Source organism: Serratia sp. PL7, assembly GCF_945957435.1.
Genome location: NZ_CAMFLB010000012.1, coordinates 85,399 through 102,476 on the forward strand (window position 1 = coordinate 85,399; position 17,078 = coordinate 102,476).

Sequence of the window (17,078 nt, forward strand, 5' to 3'; positions counted from 1 at the left end):
TTTCTGCCGTGGATCACAGGATAAGTAACGCTGTTTCGTAACACTTAATTAAGTGACTTTTGTCACAGTTTTAAACGGCTAAAAACCGTGAGATAGGCCATGACTTATTTCACCATGCCGAATGGCCTTTCAGGTGGAGTTTACTCACAGTGGTGATAGGTTGTAAATATTAGAAACAAAGCGGTTTGCTTTGTTGTTTATTCATAGTGGCGCCCGTAGAACGATCTAATAGTGATTCTGCCGTAATTACGCCGAGATTGCGTGTTGCCATAACACTATCCAACCATTGTTTTTGTCGGTGAAATACCGAGCCGATATTGACCAGAGAAAATATTATGATTATTGATGCTTTAACCACTGCCGTAAATAATAGGTTCTATCCGGCGGCCATCCGTAAAATGCTGGCCAGTATTATTGAAAATGAGCCGTACAATTTACCTGTCGGGCACTATCAGGTGCAGGGTAAACAGATGTTCTTTAACGTCGTTGAAGGGGAAACCAAACTATTGGCCGACCAGAAGCCAGAGTTTCATCGCCAGTATCTGGATATCCATCTTGTCCTGGAAGGGAAAGAAGTGATTGGCGCCGGGGTTCTGGGGCTACCTCTGCCCCTGAGTGAGCCGTTTAACGAGGTGCACGATCTTGGGTTTAGCCCGGCGATCCCCGGTGAGACTCTCATCCACCTGCAACCCGGTGAACTGGCTGTTATCTTCCCGGGTGAGTTGCACCGCCCGATGAGTACCTGCACGGCACCGGCAGCTCTGCGTAAAATTGTGGCGAAAATCGACTGCGCCCTGCTGACGTAGCAAGACGTTCAGCGGCGGCTGGTATCGCGACTTCAGGCTGCCCGGCGGAAAGCCTCGCTCATCCGCTGTCTGCAGCGATTCCGAAGAATACGTCTTTCCCGTCAAAGCCATAGCCCCTAATTTTTAAAGATTGAGTTGGGTTGAATAAATTTACGGCAGAGATTACGCCGTATTATTTACAGGGATATTTTCTTCAGGTTCACATTACATCCTTAAAGGCCGTGAGTTTACCTCTGTAGTCGATGTAGCCAATCTCATAACGCCTTGATCTTTTAATGCGGTTCCTCCCCATTGGCACAATTTTTTATTTTGGTTTGCCTGCGTTCTGATAGATATTAAAAAAACTATATAAAAATAAATTATTTCGGAGCTAACAATGTCGTTGCAAATCGTGCTTACCCGCAGGGAGGCGCTGGGAAAAATGGTGGGCGTCATCGTCGCCGCCAGCCTGTTGCCTTATTCAAATATAACCTATGCCGAACGGGCACAAATTGCCGCCTCGCCCGTTGAATACGCGCAATTTTTGCAAATTTCGAGAAAAATTACCGAGTTTGACGATTTGGACGTCACCCTCTCCGCCCGCTTTTTTTCCGCACTGCGCGAACATTTTCCGCAGTTGAACTCGCAACTCAACGCCCTGTTCACCCTGAGCCAGCAAGCTACCGATGCGGAAACCTTGAACCGACATGCGATTGAACAGGGGCAGAGGGAGCTTATTCAGGCCATCGTGACCGCGTGGTATACCGGAACCGTAGATCCTTCAAGCGCCGAGCAGGGTCAGTTGATTACCTATAAAGAGGCACTGATGTATCGCACGGTTCAGGATGCCCTGATCGTGCCGACCTGGTGCAATTTTGGCCCGCTGTGGTGGACCGGCCTGCCGCCGGGCGTTACCCGCCAACCTTCCATTCCCGCAACAGATTTGCCTGCCGTAGCCGATAAAAAATATGAGGACCGCGTGTGAAAAGCCCAATAATTAATGCTTCCGGCGATGCAGAGGCCGATGTCGTCATTGTCGGTTCCGGTATTGTGGGTGGTCTGATGGCGGATGCTTTGGTGAGCCAGGGCTACTCGGTGCTGGTACTTGAGGCAGGCCCGCGGATTGAGCGCGCACAGGCTGTGGAAAACTGGCGCAATATGCCACTGCACAATCGTGCGGGGTCGGATTTTCAGGGGCTTTACCCGCAATCGGAGTACGCCACCGCGCCGCTCTATTTCCCGGAGAACGACTATATCAAACTGACCGGCCCCAATGGCTCTGGCTTTAAACAGGGCTATTTGCGTGTGGTGGGGGGAACCACCTGGCACTGGGCCGCTTCTTGCTGGCGCAACCATCCCAATGATTTTCGCATGAAATCTCTCTATGGCGTGGGGAGAGACTGGCCTATTTCTTACGAAGATATCGAACCGTGGTACGCGAAAGCCGAAGAGGAAATAGGCGTTGCCGGCCCGAATAATCCGGAGTGGCAGTCCCCTGCGGAACGCAGCGGGCCTTACCCGATGGACATGGTGCCCTGGGCCTACGGCGACAGACGCATTGCTGAGATTGTTAATCCTCACGGTTTTAAATCGGTGCCCATTCCGCAAGGCCGCAGCACCCGGCCCTGGAATGGACGGCCCACCTGCTGCGGCAATAACAATTGCCAGCCGATTTGCCCGATCGGGGCGATGTACAACGGTATTCACCACGTTGAACGGGCCGAACACAAGGGGGCGAAGGTGATCCCTGAAGCGGTGGTGTACAAAATTGACACCGACGACAATAACCGCGTCACCGCCGTTCACTGGTATGACACGGCGCACAACTCCCATCGGGCGATCGGTAAAACGTTCGTTCTGGCCTGCAATGGGATTGAGAACCCGCGCTTGCTGCTGCTGGCGGCCAACGAAAAGAACCCGAACGGCATCGCGAACAGCTCGGATCAGGTGGGACGCAACATGATGGATCACTCGGGCCTGCACTGCTCCTTCCTGGCGCGAGAGGCCCTGTGGGTTGGCCGCGGCCCGGCGCAGAGCAGCTGCATGGTGGGGTATCGTGACGGCGCGTTCCGCAGCGACCACTCCGCCAACAAGATCATCATCAACAACATCAACCGGGTGATCCCCTCCGCCCTTGAAGTCCTGAAAACGGGCAAGGTCGGCAAGGCGCTGCAGGATGAAGTGCGCGATCGCGCCAGCCGCTCGGTGGATCTCTCCATCAGCCTGGAACCGCTGCCGGACCCGAACAACCGTCTGACCCTGAGCCCCACTCGCAAAGACAAGCATGGCCTGGCCTGCCCGGACATCCACTACGACGTCGGCGATTACGTGCGCAAAGGGCTGGAAGTGGTCAAAACCCAGCTACGGCAGATTGGCGACTTGTTCGATGCGCAAGAGTTTGTGATTAACGACAAGCTGAATGCCAACAACCACATTATGGGCGGCACGATCATGGGCAGCGACCCCACGAACTCGGTGGTGAACGGTAATTGCCGCGCTCACGATCACGACAACCTTTGGATCCCGGGTGGAGGCGCCATGGTTTCAGCCAGCGTTGTCAACACCACGTTGACGATGGCGGCGCTTGGACTCAAGGCGGCCAATGACGTACTTCGAGCCCTGGAGAGCAAATGAATAAAATCACCCACGCGCTGGCAGCGACGCTGCTGCTGGGAAGCGGTTTTGCGGCGCATGCCCAGGACGGCGATCTGATCGCTAAAGGGCAAGCGCTGGCTATCGCCTCGGACTGCATGGCCTGCCATACGAATACGCAGCAGCAGGGTAAACCTTTTGCCGGGGGGTACGGCATCGCTTCCCCCATGGGCACTATCTACGCCACCAATATTACTCCATCGGTAAAATACGGTATCGGCGGCTATTCCGAAGCGGCGTTTGCCGACGTGCTGCGCGCCGGGATCCGGAAAGATGGGGCGTATCTCTATCCGGCCATGCCCTACACCGCCTACACCCGTCTGAGTGATGACGAGATCCACGCTCTGTATACCTATTTCATGCATGGCGTTGCCCCGGTCGATGAGCCGGCCAAGCACCAAACCGATCTGCCGTTTCCGTTCAACATCCGCCTCTCCATGGCGGTGTGGAACAGGCTTTATTTGGACAATCGGCGCTTCACCCCGGATCTGACGAAAGGTGAGGCGTGGAACGAAGGGGCCGCGCTGGTGCAGGGCCCGGCTCACTGTGGAACCTGTCATACGCCGCGTAATGTGCTGATGGCGGAAGACAATTCGCGCTTCCTGATGGGGGCATCGTTGGGCTCTTGGTACGCGCCGAATATCACCGCAGATCGCCAAGAAGGGATCGGTGGCTGGAGCGAGCAGGAGTTAGTGGCCTACCTGAAAACCGGTCGGGCGGAAGGGCGCGCGCAAGCGGCGGGGCCAATGGCTGAAGCCGTTGAGCACAGCTTCCAATACCTGACCGACCGGCAGCTGCAGGCGATAGCGACTTACCTGAAGACCGTGCCGTCACAGGGCGATGAGCGCCAGGGCAATAGCTTTAGTCAAGCGCATTACAACGTTGAGCACCATCTCCGCGGCATCAATTCGCCCAACGCCAACCACACGCTCAATAGCGGCGAGGCGCTCTACAGCGGCTACTGCGCCAGTTGCCATCAGCCGGATGGCAGCGGCAGTTTGAACCAGGCCTACCCTTCGCTATTCAACAACTCCACCACGGCCGCGAGCAATCCGTCAAACCTGATTGCCGTCATTTTGCAGGGGGTTGATCGCCGGGTTGACGGTAAGCATGTCCTGATGCCGAGCTTTGGCGCCGGTTCCTATGTCGGAGAGCTGACGGATAAGCAGGTTGCCGATATCGCTAACTTCGTGCTGCAGAAATACGGCAACAGCACGCTGAGCGTGACTGAGGCCGACGTGAGTGAGGTGCGCGCCGGGGGCCCGAAACCGCTGTTGGCGCGCGCACAGCCGATGATTCTGCCTGGCATGGCCGTCGCGGCGGTCGTCATTATTCTGCTGGTCCTATTCTGGCTCCGCCGCCGCAAGGCACGTTAAGGGGGCGTTCGGTCAGGTGGGTGGCGCCATCTGGCCGAATCTCTGGCCGGGATAACGAGAGATGGTCTTCTGGCGAAGCGGGCAGTGATGGCCAATGATAAAGTCACTGGCAGGGGCAAGCTATATTGTCTCCCCCATCGACAGGCGGAAGTGGAGATCGACACGTTCAATGGTCGGCAGCCCTTTAATTTTTTTTATTATGATTTCTGTCGCCACTTTCCCCATCTCATACCGTGGCGTCAGTACGCTGGCTAACCGAGGAGTAATGATCTGCCCGATCTCAAGACCGTGAAATCCGGCAATGGCCATTTGCGCTGGCACGCTGATACCGTTTGCCAGACATTCCTGTAACACGCCCACGGCCAGATCGTCGTTGGTACAGAGAATACCGTCCATATCCGGATACATCTGGCTCGCAAGCGTCATCATCCCTGTTCCAATCGAAATGGAAGAGATCTTATTGGGGGAGATACGACCGGTAGGTAAATCATGGTTAGCCATTGCCTGACAGTATCCCGTATAACGCTGTTCATCGCGGATATCAGACATTGAACCAAAATAGATAATGCGTTTTTTACCGCTGGCCAGCAGCATGGTGGTCATATCGTAGCCGGCTTTCACATTATCAAAACCCACGTTAATTCGATCTGTATTGCCTGACAGCCCCATGATTTCAGCAACGGGTATTTTTGCCGTCTTCAGGAATTTTTCCGCCCGCAGACTATGGACCGACTCGGTCAGCAGCAGCCCTTTTATCTTAAAAGCCAGGATCGCGGCAATTTGCTCCTCTTCGCGTTTGCTGTTGTAGTCATAATTGACGACCAGCGTCTGATAACCCTGTATAGACGTCACGGATTCAATGCCGGCGAGGACATCAGCAAATATCAGATTGTTAAAAGAAGGAACCAGAACGCCGATGAGGGGAGGGCTATTGGAATAGAGGGCGGGATTGTCGGGATCGGCCTGATAGCCGACTTCCTCGATAACGGCGGCAATGCGCGCAGCTGTTTCCGGTTTAACCCTGTCCGGCGTGCGCAGGTAGCGACTGACCGTCATTTTGGTTACACCCGCCAGTACAGCAATGTCATTTAACGTAATTCGCTGCGACTTCACCATTCATACTCATCTGACCCAGACCGTGTTTGTCATTATGCCCACTGCTGAGTCAAAAGAGAATGCGTGCAATGCGCTACCTCCGGCGTATCCGGTGACAACCGCACGATGCGCCGATCCCGGCTTCTTTTGCCGTTCCAGCATGAGTATGTTCATTATCCCCACATTTCGTAACGGAGTGAAAGAAAGGCACGCATCAGCGTGCCGTGGACTCTCATGGAAGAAAAGGCGGGCAGTTTGATTCCTTTTCGTCCGCTCAACCCGCTCAATAAGGTGAGCGGGCGATGTGGCCGGGTTAACTGAGAATATCTTCGGCGATCACGTTGAACAGCGTATCGATCTCGCCTTGAGTGTTGTAGTGCATCATGCCGATGCGCAGCACGCCGCCGTCCTGCAACCCCAGCTGTTGCACCAAGCCCAACGCATAGAAATGCCCGCTGCCGGCGCAGATGTTGTGCTGCCCGAGGCGGCGGGCGATTGCGTCAGGCGTATGGCCGCTGAAGGTCAGGGCGAAGGTCGGTGTGCGGCGCGCGCTGTCCGCCTGGGGATTGCCATAAAGCCGCACCCCGTCGAGCTGCTGCAGCCGTTGCAGGAAGTGGCGGCACAGCGCCTCTTCATGCTGGTGGTAGGCGGCGAAGCTCTCCTGCAAACGCTGCCTTAACGGCGCGCCGGGCGAGCCCCACTGCGCCAGATACTCGATAGCGGCCGCGACGCCGGCCAGCGCTTCGAAGCTCTGAGTACCGGTCTCGAAACGGCCGGGGCCGACGTCGGTGGCCGGCTCGACTTTGTACGGACGCAGGCGCTGCAGCCACTGCGGCGCGATGTAGGCCATGCCGATGTGCGGGCCAAAGAACTTGTAGGCGGAGCACACCAGGAAATCACAGCCCAGCGCCTGTACGTCGATCAGGTTATGCGGGGCGTAATGAACGGCGTCGACATACACCTGCGCACCGACCCGATGCGCGGCTTCGACGATGGTTTTGATATCGACAATGCTGCCGGTGACGTTGGAGGCGTAGCTGACCGCCACCAGGCGGGTGTTGGCATTGATGCGCTCACACACTTTCGCGGCATCCAATGCGCAGTCGGCGCTTTCGAGCGGTATCTGATGCACCACGGCCCCTCTGTCGGCAGCGGCCTGCTGCCAGCTGGAGACGTTGGCGTAGTGATCCAGCGCGGTGACGATGACCTCATCGCCGGCCTGCCAGTCGCGGCTGATGATGCGGCTGAGATGAAAAGTCAGCGTGGTCATGTTCATGCCGAAGACGATGGTGTCGGCCGACGGGGCATTTAACAAGGCGCGCACCGATTCCCGCGCCTGGCCCATCACCTCGCCGGTGACTCGGCTGGAGAAGTAGTGGCCGCCCAGGTTGGCGTTGTATGCCCCCAGGTAATCCGTCATTTTTTCCAGCACGCTCCGTGAAACCTGCGCACCGCCGGGGCCGTCGAAAAAGATCGCCGGTTTGCCGTCGATTAGCTGGGACAGGGCGCTGAACTGGCGGCGGGCGAGCTCGGGAGTAAAGGTCATGCTTTCTCTCCCCGCGCGGTGAGGACGAAGAGGTCCAAATGGCCTTCTTCTGTTGGGCTCACGGCGTTGATCGGCGTGGCGTTGTGCCACAGTTTGCTGTCCGCCAGCAGCACGGCTTCGCCGTCCGCCAGCGCTTTTTTAAAGAAGGGATCGTGGTGACTATCGTCATACAGCATGATTTCACCGCCGACGATGTTGTGCCGGTGAATGGCGATCATCGCGATGTGGTCGAAACCGTCCTGGTGAATGCCTTCCGGCGCCACCTGGGTGTCTTTCTCGATGGCGACCACGCGCATCTGGTGGATCTCTATCTCGGCGCCTTCCGGCAGTTCGTTGCTTTCTGCAAACAGGTTGCACATCTCTGCCATGCCGGCGCTCTGCAACACGGCGCTGTCGATAGGTTCGAAGCGGCGCACCACGTTGCCCTGAAAGTGGTTGATCTGATCCGACTGCATGAAAGTGCGCGGCCCCACTTCGGCGACGTTGGGGTTGAGGTATTTGACGACCGAGTAACGGCGCAGGCGATATTTTCCGTCGGCGTGTTGCGTGTGGGGCAAGGAGGAGAACGATGGCATCAGCTGTTGGGTGGCTTGCGGGCTTAGTACAGTCATACTTATTACGTTTTCGTGTTTCTGTAACATAATCACCTCTAATAATAATAATTTCTGATGTTGTAGGGGGTAATTCGATTGAATTGTAGACGACCCTATAACCAACGCAATTTGGCGGTGGCGAGGTGTGACGGCGGTCGTAAAGTGGGGTGAACGGTAGAGAGGATGAGCGAAAGGGAATGCCGGTATGAAGCGGGTCATTCAGCAAAATAAGCGCTAACGGGGGGAGAATTCATGCGCAAGCATAACGTGACCAAGGTTACGCTTTCAGGGATAACTCTCATGAATATGAGGTGCTTTACTATAATTCCGGGACAGAGTGACCGCAGTGGCATTGCCTGGTTGTTGAAAGAAGAATCTTCAATTCCCCCTGAATAAGGACTCCGATCATGCAGCATGTCAGAAAATTCGTCATTTCCTGCCTGTTTGCGTCGATAATGTTCCCCGGCATGGCCTTCGCGGAAGATCCCCCCGTGACACCGTTGGCTACCGGGATCGTCAGCAGCGGCGTAGCCGAAGCGCAAGTGACCGAGGCCGTGCGCCACGGTGAAATCCTGACCATCAAAGTGCGTTTCAAAGGGTTGAAAGACAACCTTAATGGGCAAGGCTTGTATAGCAGTCTGGATAAAAGCAGCCTTGAGAAATCCTTCTATATTCTGGTGGGTAATAAAAAATACCTGCTGCTTACCGATAGCAATAATGTCCCACTGGCCTCTCCCAGCGTGTCATTCAGCTCAAGTTCAGGCATTCCCTATGTCGCCACCTGGTTTGGCAGCTTCCCTGCGCCTCCACCTGATGTGAAAGAGGTGTACCTGACGATCGCCAACGTCGAGCCGCTCGGGCCGATAGCCATTACGGATCGTTGAGCGATGAACGGCCTCAGGAAAGCCGCCTGTGTGGGTGGGATGTTAGCCTTTGGGTTGGTGTCATTGGGTTCATGGGCTGACAGCGGAGAGCCGGCATCCGTGGGGAAACCGGTGATACTCGATCTTAAGGCCACCCGGCTGGATTTGGTTGGTTTGCCTTCGGGGCTGAATGCCGGCGTCCTTGATCTGCAGAGTAAGGCAGCGGATTTGGCTAAACAATCCGCCGACATTTCCGTCAGAGACAGCAAAAATGCCGTAACGTTATCGATGCGCAGCGATGTGCTGTTCGCTTTCGACAGCGATGCGATTGCTGCTAAAGCGGAGCCTGCGCTGCAACAGGTGGCGCAATTTATCGCGGCCGAACCGGTAGGGAACGTGGTGATCGAGGGGCACACCGATGCGGTGGGCAGCGATAAATATAATCAGGATCTGTCGCTGCGACGCGCACGTGCGGTGGCTGTTTGGCTGATCGCACATGGGGTAGAAAAATCTCGTCTGAGTGAACGGGGAAAAGGGGAGGCTGAACCGGTGGCTTCCAACGACACGCCGACGGGCCGGGCCAAGAATCGGCGGGTTGACTTCGTGTTGCCGAAAACCGCTGCCGCCGGTTAACCCCGCGTCGGTGGACGTTTCTTTTGCCAGAGCCGCTTTTAAACGGGCTCTCCTGCTGACTGCTTGTAGGGCGTGGAGCCGGTGACGTTAATGATTGATGAACATAATCGCGTCGCCAAAAGCCTGTATCCCACTTTCGGCTTTCGCTTTAGCGACCCCGACAAAATGCGGGGTCAGAACGTCTCGAAATACAGCTCGCGCAACAGCCAGGATATTTCGTTATTGGTGCGGTTCAGGACGTCTATTCTGTGAACTCCTATCGCTTCTGCGCGCAGATCGAGCAGCAAGTTGCGAATCTGCCGGAATAACGGGGTTTGCGGGTTGGGTTTGGCCAACTGCTGTCCACACAGTTTGATACCGGCGTCGCAGCCGGTGGCGATGTCCGTCAGGCAGCACGGGCAGGTGGTTTTTTGGCGCGCCATATTGCGGCATTGTTGCCCGATTACCTGATTAAAATGGCGTAATTGCAGGCAGACTTCCCGCGAGTTCAACGGGTTGGAATGGGTTGTCATCGGTTTCAGCTCCCTTGTCTGCGCCTATATTGGCACTTACCGATGAAGATAACCACGGACAAGCCGAGGGGGTATCGCCTTGTTTTGTCTGGAAGCAACGAAAGCGATGAGGCCCGCGATGGCGGGCCGGTAGAGTCAGGCGCGTTTAAACAGATTCGCCGCCTGGAACAGCGCAAAGGAACTGACCAGCATCTCGATGCCGACGATCGCCGTCACCAGCGTGACCGACGCCGCCGGGCCTGAACCGATCAGCATCCAGGCGATGATCAAATCGAGCACGCCGATAACGAACTGCAGCCAGTTGCCCGGCAATCCGCGGCGCATATAGCCAGCCGCCAGGCGGGCGATGCCGCCGAGCGCGAACAGCACGGCGAGGTACACTGCCAGCGCCAGAATGCCCGCCAGCGGGCTGGTGATGAACACATAGCCGATAATCAGGTAGGCCACACCCAGCAGAATGCCGCCGATCATCGGCCAAGTATTCTGCGCTCGGTTGGCGATCATGGCGATAATCAGCCCGGCGCCGCTCAACAGCAGCAGGACGCCGACCACGATGCTCAGCGCCGCGCCGGAGGCGAAAGGATTAACCAGGCACACTATACCGCCCGCCAGCAGCAGGAAGGCGATGATCAGCAGGGTGGTGCGTTGCTTTTTGAGCAGTTCTTCGCTCAGGAGGGGCAGATTATTGCGATCAAGGTTTAGCATGTTACAGCTCCATTCTCTTTGTTGCGATCCTCGGGGGCACTCTATTTTTCCGAGCGCTCTATTATAGTAGTCACTTTTTAATCACTGCGGTAAATCCGGCGTGGCGTTTATGCTTGGTAGCGGCGTGTTATTCGGCCAGTTCATCAACGATGAAATCAATCAGCGCCCTTACCGAAGGGGGGAGTCCTTGTCTGGAAGGGTAAAACGCGACAATCTTGTGTTGTTCCAATGTCCAGTCGTCGAGCAGCGTTTTCAGGCTGCCGTCGAGCAGTTCCTGGCGGGCTAATTTCAGCGGCAGGCAGCCCACACCGACGCCTTTTACGATCGATTCCTTGATCAGGCGAATGTCATCGCACACCATGCGCGACTCGTTGTTTATTTTGACTTCGCGATCGGCTTGTTGAAACGTCCAGGCGGCCTGAAGATGGGTCGATAACCACCCGACCGTTGGCAAACTGGAGAGATCTTCGGGCGTATTGATACTTTGGTACTGAATAGTTGCAGAGGGGGCGACCATAAATGCGGTGGGCACAGCGCAAATTCGACGCATCACCAAGTTGCTGTTTTTGGGCTCATCGGCGATGAGTTTTAATGAGAGGTCATACCCTTCAGAAATAATATCCACGTTGCGATTAAATATTTTTACATGCAAATTGACCTTGGGGTATTGCAGCATGAATTTCGCCAGGACTTCCGTTAGGCCAAGATCCAGGAGAATGTTTGAGCAGGTTAGTTTTATTTTTCCAGTGGGTTTTTCGCTTTTGTTAATAATGAGGCATTCCGCTTTCTCTGCGGTGCTAATCATCTGCAGGCAGTACTGATAATATTCTTTTCCTATATCGGTGACCATGAGGTTTCGCGTTGAACGCTGAATAAGTCTGACATTGAGCCTTTTTTCCAAATTGGATATTCGTCTTGATAGCGTCGATTTGGGTATACCAAACTTCTTACTGGCGGAAAGAAATCCACCGCATTCAACTACTCTGGCAAACATAACCATCTCATTGAAATCTATCATATAAAGTTGACCTTCCCAGTGGTGAGATACTCATTCCCAATAATCGTTCTATTTACCCGGCTGGTTCATTGCTAGCCTGATGTCGGAGCGTTTGAAAGCATGCTACATGCTTGGAATGCATGGGGCGATCGGAATTTGATGATTTTGATGATAAAGGAGAAGGGAATGACTTTTAAATATAACCGATTAGATAAGGCACAGGCCGCCGTGTTATTAGTCGATCATCAGACGGGGCTACTGTCCCTGGTTAGAGATCAGGATCCGGATAAATTCAAAAATAATGTTTTGGCGCTGGCCGATCTGGCTAAATACTTCAATTTACCGACGATACTGACCACGAGTTTTGAAAACGGACCGAACGGCCCTTTGGTGCCAGAGCTAAAGCAAACGTTCCCTGACGCCCCCTATATTGCTCGTCCCGGCAATATCAATGCCTGGGATAATGAAGATTTCGTCAAGGCGGTAAAGGCCACGGGCAAGAAACAACTGATCATCGCCGGCGTGGTGACCGAGGTTTGCGTGGCGTTTCCTGCGCTCTCTGCGTTGGAAGAGGGGTATGAGGTTTTCGTCATCACCGACGCATCCGGCACGTTCAATGCGATTACGCGCGATGCGGCTTGGGATCGCATGTCCCAGGCCGGCGCGCAGCTGATGAGTTGGTTTGGCGCGGCGTGCGAATTGCACCGCGATTGGCGAAATGATATCGAAGGGTTGGGGAACCTGTTCTCTCAACATATCCCTGACTATCGCAATCTGATGACCAGCTTCAGTTTGCTGACCTCAGGTAAACAGTAACCCCGGCATCGCTGCATGATTTGGCGCCTTATGGCGCCATTTTTCCTCCCGCCGATCGTGCCGCAGCGGCCTCCGTGCCAGTTGTTTTCCGATAGTTGCCTCTTTCCCGCTTTTTGACTGACCCGGCGCAAATGTTACACTGTGCGGCTGACGCGTATCAGAACCGAAAAGACGATTGGGGACAGGATTTGAGCACAGGAAGCAAGCTGGCGAGGTGGCGCCGCATCGCGGTGTGTCTGACATTGGGGCTATTGTTGGCCGGGTGTTCGGGTAAAAATACCTACAACCGTGACTACGACAAACTGCCGAAGGGCAGCTACACCGGCAAGTCTTACACCGTCAAACGGGGCGATACGCTGTACTACATCGCCTGGATCACCGACAGCGAAGTCAGCGATCTGGCCAGAATCAACAAGATACGCCCGCCTTATAGCCTGGAAGTGGGGCAAAAGCTGCGGCTGAGCGGCGGCGCACCGACCAAAACCGCCGCCACGCGCCGTAAAACGTCTTCCTCCGCTATCGCCAAGCAAACGCCACCGCCGGGCGCCGCACGTTGCTGGCGCTGGCCAACCAGCGGTCGGATCGTGCAGGCGTACTCCAATGCCGATGGCGGCAACAAGGGCATCGACATCGCCGGTAAACGCGGCCAGCCGATCTATGCTTCCGCCAAGGGCAAAGTGGTGTACGTCGGCAACCAACTGCGCGGCTACGGCAACCTGATCATGATTAAGCACGGCGAAGACTTTATTACCGCCTACGCGCACAACGACACCACGCTGGTGCGCAACGGCCAGGATGTGAAAGCGGGGCAGAAGATTGGCACCATGGGCAGCACCGGCACCGATTCGGTGTTCCTGCATTTCCAGATCCGCTACCGCGCCACCGCGCTCGATCCACAGCGCTATCTGCCGCCGCAGGGATCGTCGCCGTCCTGTTAACATTAATCCGGCCCCTTACGGGGCCGGATGTCAGCTATTTCAGTGGCAGATAAAGATCGGTCACCAGTTCATATTCCGCCACCTCGTGCACGAAGTTGTGGTAGTGGAAATAGAGCGGAAAGTCACGCAGCTCCTCGCCGCTGGCCGGCAACCACTCGCGGTACAGATAGTGGGCACTTTCCGAGAGCCCATCCAGCGAGCCGTGATGGCGCAGCACCGCGCAGCGCCCGGCCGGCAGCGTGCCGTTCACCACGCCAAAGGCGTTTTCCTCCGGGATCGGCGCCGTGATCTCGCCGCAAATGAAGAAGTGGAAGTCCTGCGCTTCGGTGATGGCCGGATCGTGCGGGGCGATGCCGTAAGTGCGGCTGCTTCTGACCGGCGACAGGCCGCTGGTTTTGCGCCACTCGATAAAGCGTGCGGCGGTTTCGTTGACCAGCGCGGGCGGGCCGCTATGTTCGATCATCGCCACCGGGGTGGCAGGGAAATCGACAATGTCTACCTTCATGGGTTGTTTCCTTTTGTGTTTCGGCTCGGGAAAGCGCTGCTGCCAATCGATCCAGGCCGGCTGTTTGCGAAACTGGCTCGGCGTTTGGCTGAACGCCTGTTTGAAGGCGCGGCTGAAGGACTCCGGGTTTTGAAAACCGGCGTCCAGCGCGATGTCAATCACCGGCTCCAGCGGGTTATACGCCAGGCGGTAAGAGGCGCGTTTAAGCCTCATCCACTGGATATAACGCCACACCGAGATGCCGCAATACGCGCTAAACTGGCGTTGAAAGTGAAAGCGCGAAAAATGGGCCACTTCGCTCAGCGTGTCGACGGTAAGCGCCTCGTCCAGGTGGCGGTCGATATAGTCAAAGACCTGCGCAAAGCGCTTTGCATACGTCTGGGTCATGTGATTGTCTCCTCCATGCCTGAACTTTGCCCGAGTCGCTGCTGCTTCTCCTGACGGATGATGCTGAGTTGCCACCGCAGGAAAACGGAATGGCTGCGGCATTCGCCGTCGGCCAGGCCAAACTCATAACCCCCCACGCGGCCGTGCGCCGCGAGCACGACCGAGAAGATGAATATTACATGATGGATCGTTCCCGTTTGCTGAAATTCCTGCTGCCCTACCTGTGGCCGAAAGACAACCCGCGCCTGCGGGGGTATCTGGTGGTGGCCTTCGTGTTTATGGTGGCGGCTAAGGTCAGCACCACGCTGGTGCCGCTGGCCTACAAAGCAATGGTCGATGCGCTGAGCGGCGAGACGGCGAAAATGCTGGCGGTGCCGCTGGGGCTGATTATCGCCTACGGCGTGGCGCGGGTGGGCGGTGCGCTGTTTGAGGAGCTGCGCAACGTGATGTTTATCCACGTCAGCCAGAACGCCACGCGCCTGCTGGGCGTGCGGGTATTTCGCCAGCTGCATGCGCTGAGCCTGCGCTTCCATCTGGAGCGTCAGACCGGCGGGCTGTCGCTATCCATCGAGCGCGGCACCCAGGCGGTGTCCACGGTGCTGTCGCGGCTGCTGTTCTCCATCGTGCCGATCCTGTTCGAACTGACGCTGGTCACGGCAATCATGTGGCATATGCTGAACGGCTGGTTTGCGCTGGCGATCCTGACGACGGTCGGCTGCTACATTCTGTTCACCGTGCTGGCGGTGAGCTGGCGCACCCGTTTTCGCCGCGAGCTCAACAAGGCCAACGCCGACGCCAACAGCAAATCCATCGACAGCCTGCTGAACTATGAGACCGTGAAGTACTTCGGCAATGAAGAGTTCGAGGCCGAGCGTTTCGATCTGTCGCGGCGGCTGTACGAATACGCCGCCATCAAGAACCAATTCAGTTTTACCGCGATCAACCTGGGGCAAACCGCCATTATCTCGATCGGGCTGATCGTGATGATGGCCATGGCGGCGCAGGGCATTACCCAGGGGACGATGACGGTCGGCGACTTCGTGCTGGTCAACGCCTACCTGCTGCAGCTGTATCAGCCGCTGAACTTCTTCGGCTTTATTTATTCCGAGGTGCGCCAGGCGCTGATCGACATGGAGAATATGTTCGATCTGCTGCAGGAGAAGCGTGAGATCGTCGATAGCCCGGATGCGCAGCCGCTGCGCCTCGATCGCGGCGAAGTGCGGTTCGACGCGGTCAGCTTCGGTTACGACACGCGCCGACCAATCCTCAAGCAGGTGAGTTTTACCATTCCGGCAGGCCACACGGTGGCGGTGGTCGGCGCCTCCGGCGCGGGCAAGTCCACGCTGTCGCGTCTGTTGTTCCGCTTCTACGACGTGCAGGGCGGCATCATTACCCTCGACGGCCAGGACATTCGCCAGCTGACGCAGGCCAGCCTGCGTCAGGCGATCGGCATCGTGCCGCAGGATACGGTGTTGTTCAACGATACGCTGCGCTATAACATCGGTTACGGCAAAACCGGCTCCAGCGATGAAGAAATCGAGCGGGCGGCGCGGCTGGCGCATATCCATGATTTTATCGTCGGTCTGCCAGACGGTTACGACACCCGGGTGGGCGAGCGCGGGCTGAAGCTGTCGGGCGGTGAAAAGCAGCGGGTGGCGATCGCGCGCACCATCCTGAAAAATCCGGCCATCCTGGTGTTCGACGAGGCGACCAGCGCGCTGGATACCCAGACCGAGCGCGAAATCCAGGGGCATCTGCGCGAGGTGAGCCGCAACCACACCACGCTGGTGATCGCCCACCGGCTCTCCACCGTGGTGGATGCCGATGAGATCATCGTGCTGGAGGCGGGGGAGATCGTCGAGCGCGGGGGGCATGAGGCGCTGTTGGCGGCGAACGGCCGCTACGCTGCCATGTGGCAAACCCAGTACAGCGAAGAGCAGGAACCGCGCTGACGCTGCCGTTCACTCCGCCGATGGCGCGGCCCTGAGCCGTTGTATCACGTAGTCGCAGGCGATGCGGTAATCCTGCTGCAGATCGGTGTCATCCCCGGCCAGGCTACCGCGCAGCCAAAGCCCATCGATCATCGCCGCCAGCCCGCGCGCCGCGTCGCGCGCCTGCTGCAGCGGCAGCTCGCGGCGGAACTGGCTGCAAATATTGGAATAGAGCCGCCGATCGTTGGCGCGCTGTAGGCGGCGCAGCACCGGCTGGTGCATGCTGGCGGCCCAGAAGTCGAGCCAGGCGCGCATGGAAATAGCGTTGGTTTGGCTGGGGTGGAAGTTGCCCTGAATGATGGCGCACAGCTGCGACTGGCTGTCGCTTGCCGCCTGAGCGCGGCACTCGGCCACCGCGTCGCGCAGATCGCGCAGGATCTTGCGCATGGTCGCGCTCAACAATCCTTCTTTATCGCCAAAATAGTGGCTGACGATGCCGGTCGACAGCCCGGCCTCTTTCGCCACCTGAGAGAGGGTGACGCCGGCCAGCCCCACCACGCTGATGGTTTCGAAGGCGGCATTAATCAGCTGCTCCTTGCGCTGCTCAGGAATGTCTCTGCGGTACATATTTTCCCCAACTGATAGGCAAATCACACTTTGAATTTGATTGATTGAACGGTCAATCAATACTCTATATGCTGCGAAAATGTCAAATAAATGACGATAAGATGTTAACTGAAGGTT

At 56.6% G+C, this 17,078-nt stretch carries 17 protein-coding genes; 9 read left to right on the forward strand and 8 right to left on the reverse strand.

Annotation, left to right across the window (positions count from 1 at the left end):
• Positions 1-335 precede the first annotated feature (335 nt).
• From N6G83_RS33730 to N6G83_RS33745, 4 genes are all read left to right on the forward strand, one after another.
• Entirely contained in the window at positions 336-806 is a 471-nt protein-coding gene (locus N6G83_RS33730) for a YhcH/YjgK/YiaL family protein (RefSeq protein ID WP_197770956.1), read from the forward strand.
• 376 nt (positions 807-1,182) lie between these two features.
• Positions 1,183-1,770: a sugar dehydrogenase complex small subunit gene (locus N6G83_RS33735; protein WP_043142578.1), complete on the forward strand. Its 588-nt coding sequence runs from the start codon at positions 1,183-1,185 to the stop codon at positions 1,768-1,770.
• Complete coding sequence (locus N6G83_RS33740; RefSeq protein ID WP_025304112.1) at positions 1,767-3,419, forward strand: GMC family oxidoreductase; 1,653 nt, start codon at positions 1,767-1,769, stop codon at positions 3,417-3,419. Before N6G83_RS33735 ends, N6G83_RS33740 begins: the two co-directional genes overlap by 4 nt.
• A complete protein-coding gene (locus tag N6G83_RS33745; protein ID WP_060435014.1) occupies positions 3,416-4,813 on the forward strand; it encodes a c-type cytochrome in 1,398 nt (465 codons plus the stop codon). The genes N6G83_RS33740 and N6G83_RS33745 overlap by 4 nt, the downstream gene beginning before the upstream one ends.
• A 120-nt stretch (positions 4,814-4,933) precedes the next feature.
• Here the strand turns inward: N6G83_RS33745 and N6G83_RS33750 are convergent, their stop codons facing one another.
• The 3 genes from N6G83_RS33750 to N6G83_RS33760 all read right to left on the reverse strand — a co-directional run bounded on the left by N6G83_RS33750 (position 4,934) and on the right by N6G83_RS33760 (position 8,065).
• Positions 4,934-5,926: a LacI family DNA-binding transcriptional regulator gene (locus N6G83_RS33750; protein ID WP_025304110.1), complete on the reverse strand. Its 993-nt coding sequence runs from the start codon at positions 5,924-5,926 to the stop codon at positions 4,934-4,936.
• A gap of 295 nt (positions 5,927-6,221) precedes the next feature.
• Positions 6,222-7,454 (reverse strand): cysteine desulfurase-like protein, encoded by a 1,233-nt coding sequence (locus N6G83_RS33755; protein WP_260516151.1) that lies wholly within the window; start codon positions 7,452-7,454, stop codon positions 6,222-6,224.
• Positions 7,451-8,065, reverse strand: a complete 615-nt coding sequence (locus tag N6G83_RS33760; protein ID WP_225735536.1) for a 2OG-Fe dioxygenase family protein — start codon at positions 8,063-8,065, stop codon at positions 7,451-7,453. Before N6G83_RS33760 ends, N6G83_RS33755 begins: the two co-directional genes overlap by 4 nt.
• A 389-nt stretch (positions 8,066-8,454) precedes the next feature.
• Here N6G83_RS33760 and N6G83_RS33765 point away from each other — a divergent pair, with 389 nt between their 5' ends.
• On the forward strand, positions 8,455-8,931 hold the full coding sequence (locus N6G83_RS33765) for a hypothetical protein (RefSeq protein WP_004931717.1): 477 nt from the start codon (positions 8,455-8,457) through the stop codon (positions 8,929-8,931).
• A gap of 3 nt (positions 8,932-8,934) precedes the next feature.
• Positions 8,935-9,543, forward strand: a complete 609-nt coding sequence (locus N6G83_RS33770; RefSeq protein WP_043142565.1) for an OmpA family protein — start codon at positions 8,935-8,937, stop codon at positions 9,541-9,543.
• A gap of 173 nt (positions 9,544-9,716) precedes the next feature.
• Here N6G83_RS33770 and N6G83_RS33775 read toward each other — a convergent pair whose 3' ends face one another.
• The 3 genes from N6G83_RS33775 to N6G83_RS33785 form a co-directional block, all read right to left on the reverse strand.
• Entirely contained in the window at positions 9,717-10,055 is a 339-nt protein-coding gene (locus tag N6G83_RS33775; protein ID WP_025304105.1) for a hypothetical protein, read from the reverse strand.
• A 135-nt stretch (positions 10,056-10,190) separates the two neighbouring features.
• Positions 10,191-10,760, reverse strand: coding sequence for an HdeD family acid-resistance protein (locus tag N6G83_RS33780; RefSeq protein ID WP_043142563.1), 570 nt, complete (start codon positions 10,758-10,760; stop codon positions 10,191-10,193).
• Between the two features lie 127 nt (positions 10,761-10,887).
• Complete coding sequence (locus N6G83_RS33785; RefSeq protein WP_158523427.1) at positions 10,888-11,754, reverse strand: LysR substrate-binding domain-containing protein; 867 nt, start codon at positions 11,752-11,754, stop codon at positions 10,888-10,890.
• Between the two features lie 189 nt (positions 11,755-11,943).
• Here N6G83_RS33785 and ycaC point away from each other — a divergent pair, with 189 nt between their 5' ends.
• Positions 11,944-12,573, forward strand: a complete 630-nt coding sequence (ycaC, locus tag N6G83_RS33790) for an isochorismate family cysteine hydrolase YcaC (protein ID WP_025304103.1) — start codon at positions 11,944-11,946, stop codon at positions 12,571-12,573.
• A 188-nt stretch (positions 12,574-12,761) separates the two neighbouring features.
• Complete coding sequence (gene actS, locus N6G83_RS33795) at positions 12,762-13,511, forward strand: amidase activator ActS (RefSeq protein ID WP_049206129.1); 750 nt, start codon at positions 12,762-12,764, stop codon at positions 13,509-13,511.
• A 34-nt stretch (positions 13,512-13,545) separates the two neighbouring features.
• Here actS and N6G83_RS33800 read toward each other — a convergent pair whose 3' ends face one another.
• Positions 13,546-14,403, reverse strand: a complete 858-nt coding sequence (locus N6G83_RS33800; protein WP_197825314.1) for a GyrI-like domain-containing protein — start codon at positions 14,401-14,403, stop codon at positions 13,546-13,548.
• Between the two features lie 182 nt (positions 14,404-14,585).
• Here N6G83_RS33800 and N6G83_RS33805 point away from each other — a divergent pair, with 182 nt between their 5' ends.
• Complete coding sequence (locus N6G83_RS33805; protein WP_260516162.1) at positions 14,586-16,355, forward strand: ABCB family ABC transporter ATP-binding protein/permease; 1,770 nt, start codon at positions 14,586-14,588, stop codon at positions 16,353-16,355.
• A 9-nt stretch (positions 16,356-16,364) separates the two neighbouring features.
• Here the strand turns inward: N6G83_RS33805 and betI are convergent, their stop codons facing one another.
• Positions 16,365-16,961, reverse strand: a complete 597-nt coding sequence (betI, locus tag N6G83_RS33810) for a transcriptional regulator BetI (RefSeq protein ID WP_025304099.1) — start codon at positions 16,959-16,961, stop codon at positions 16,365-16,367.
• Positions 16,962-17,078 lie beyond the last annotated feature (117 nt).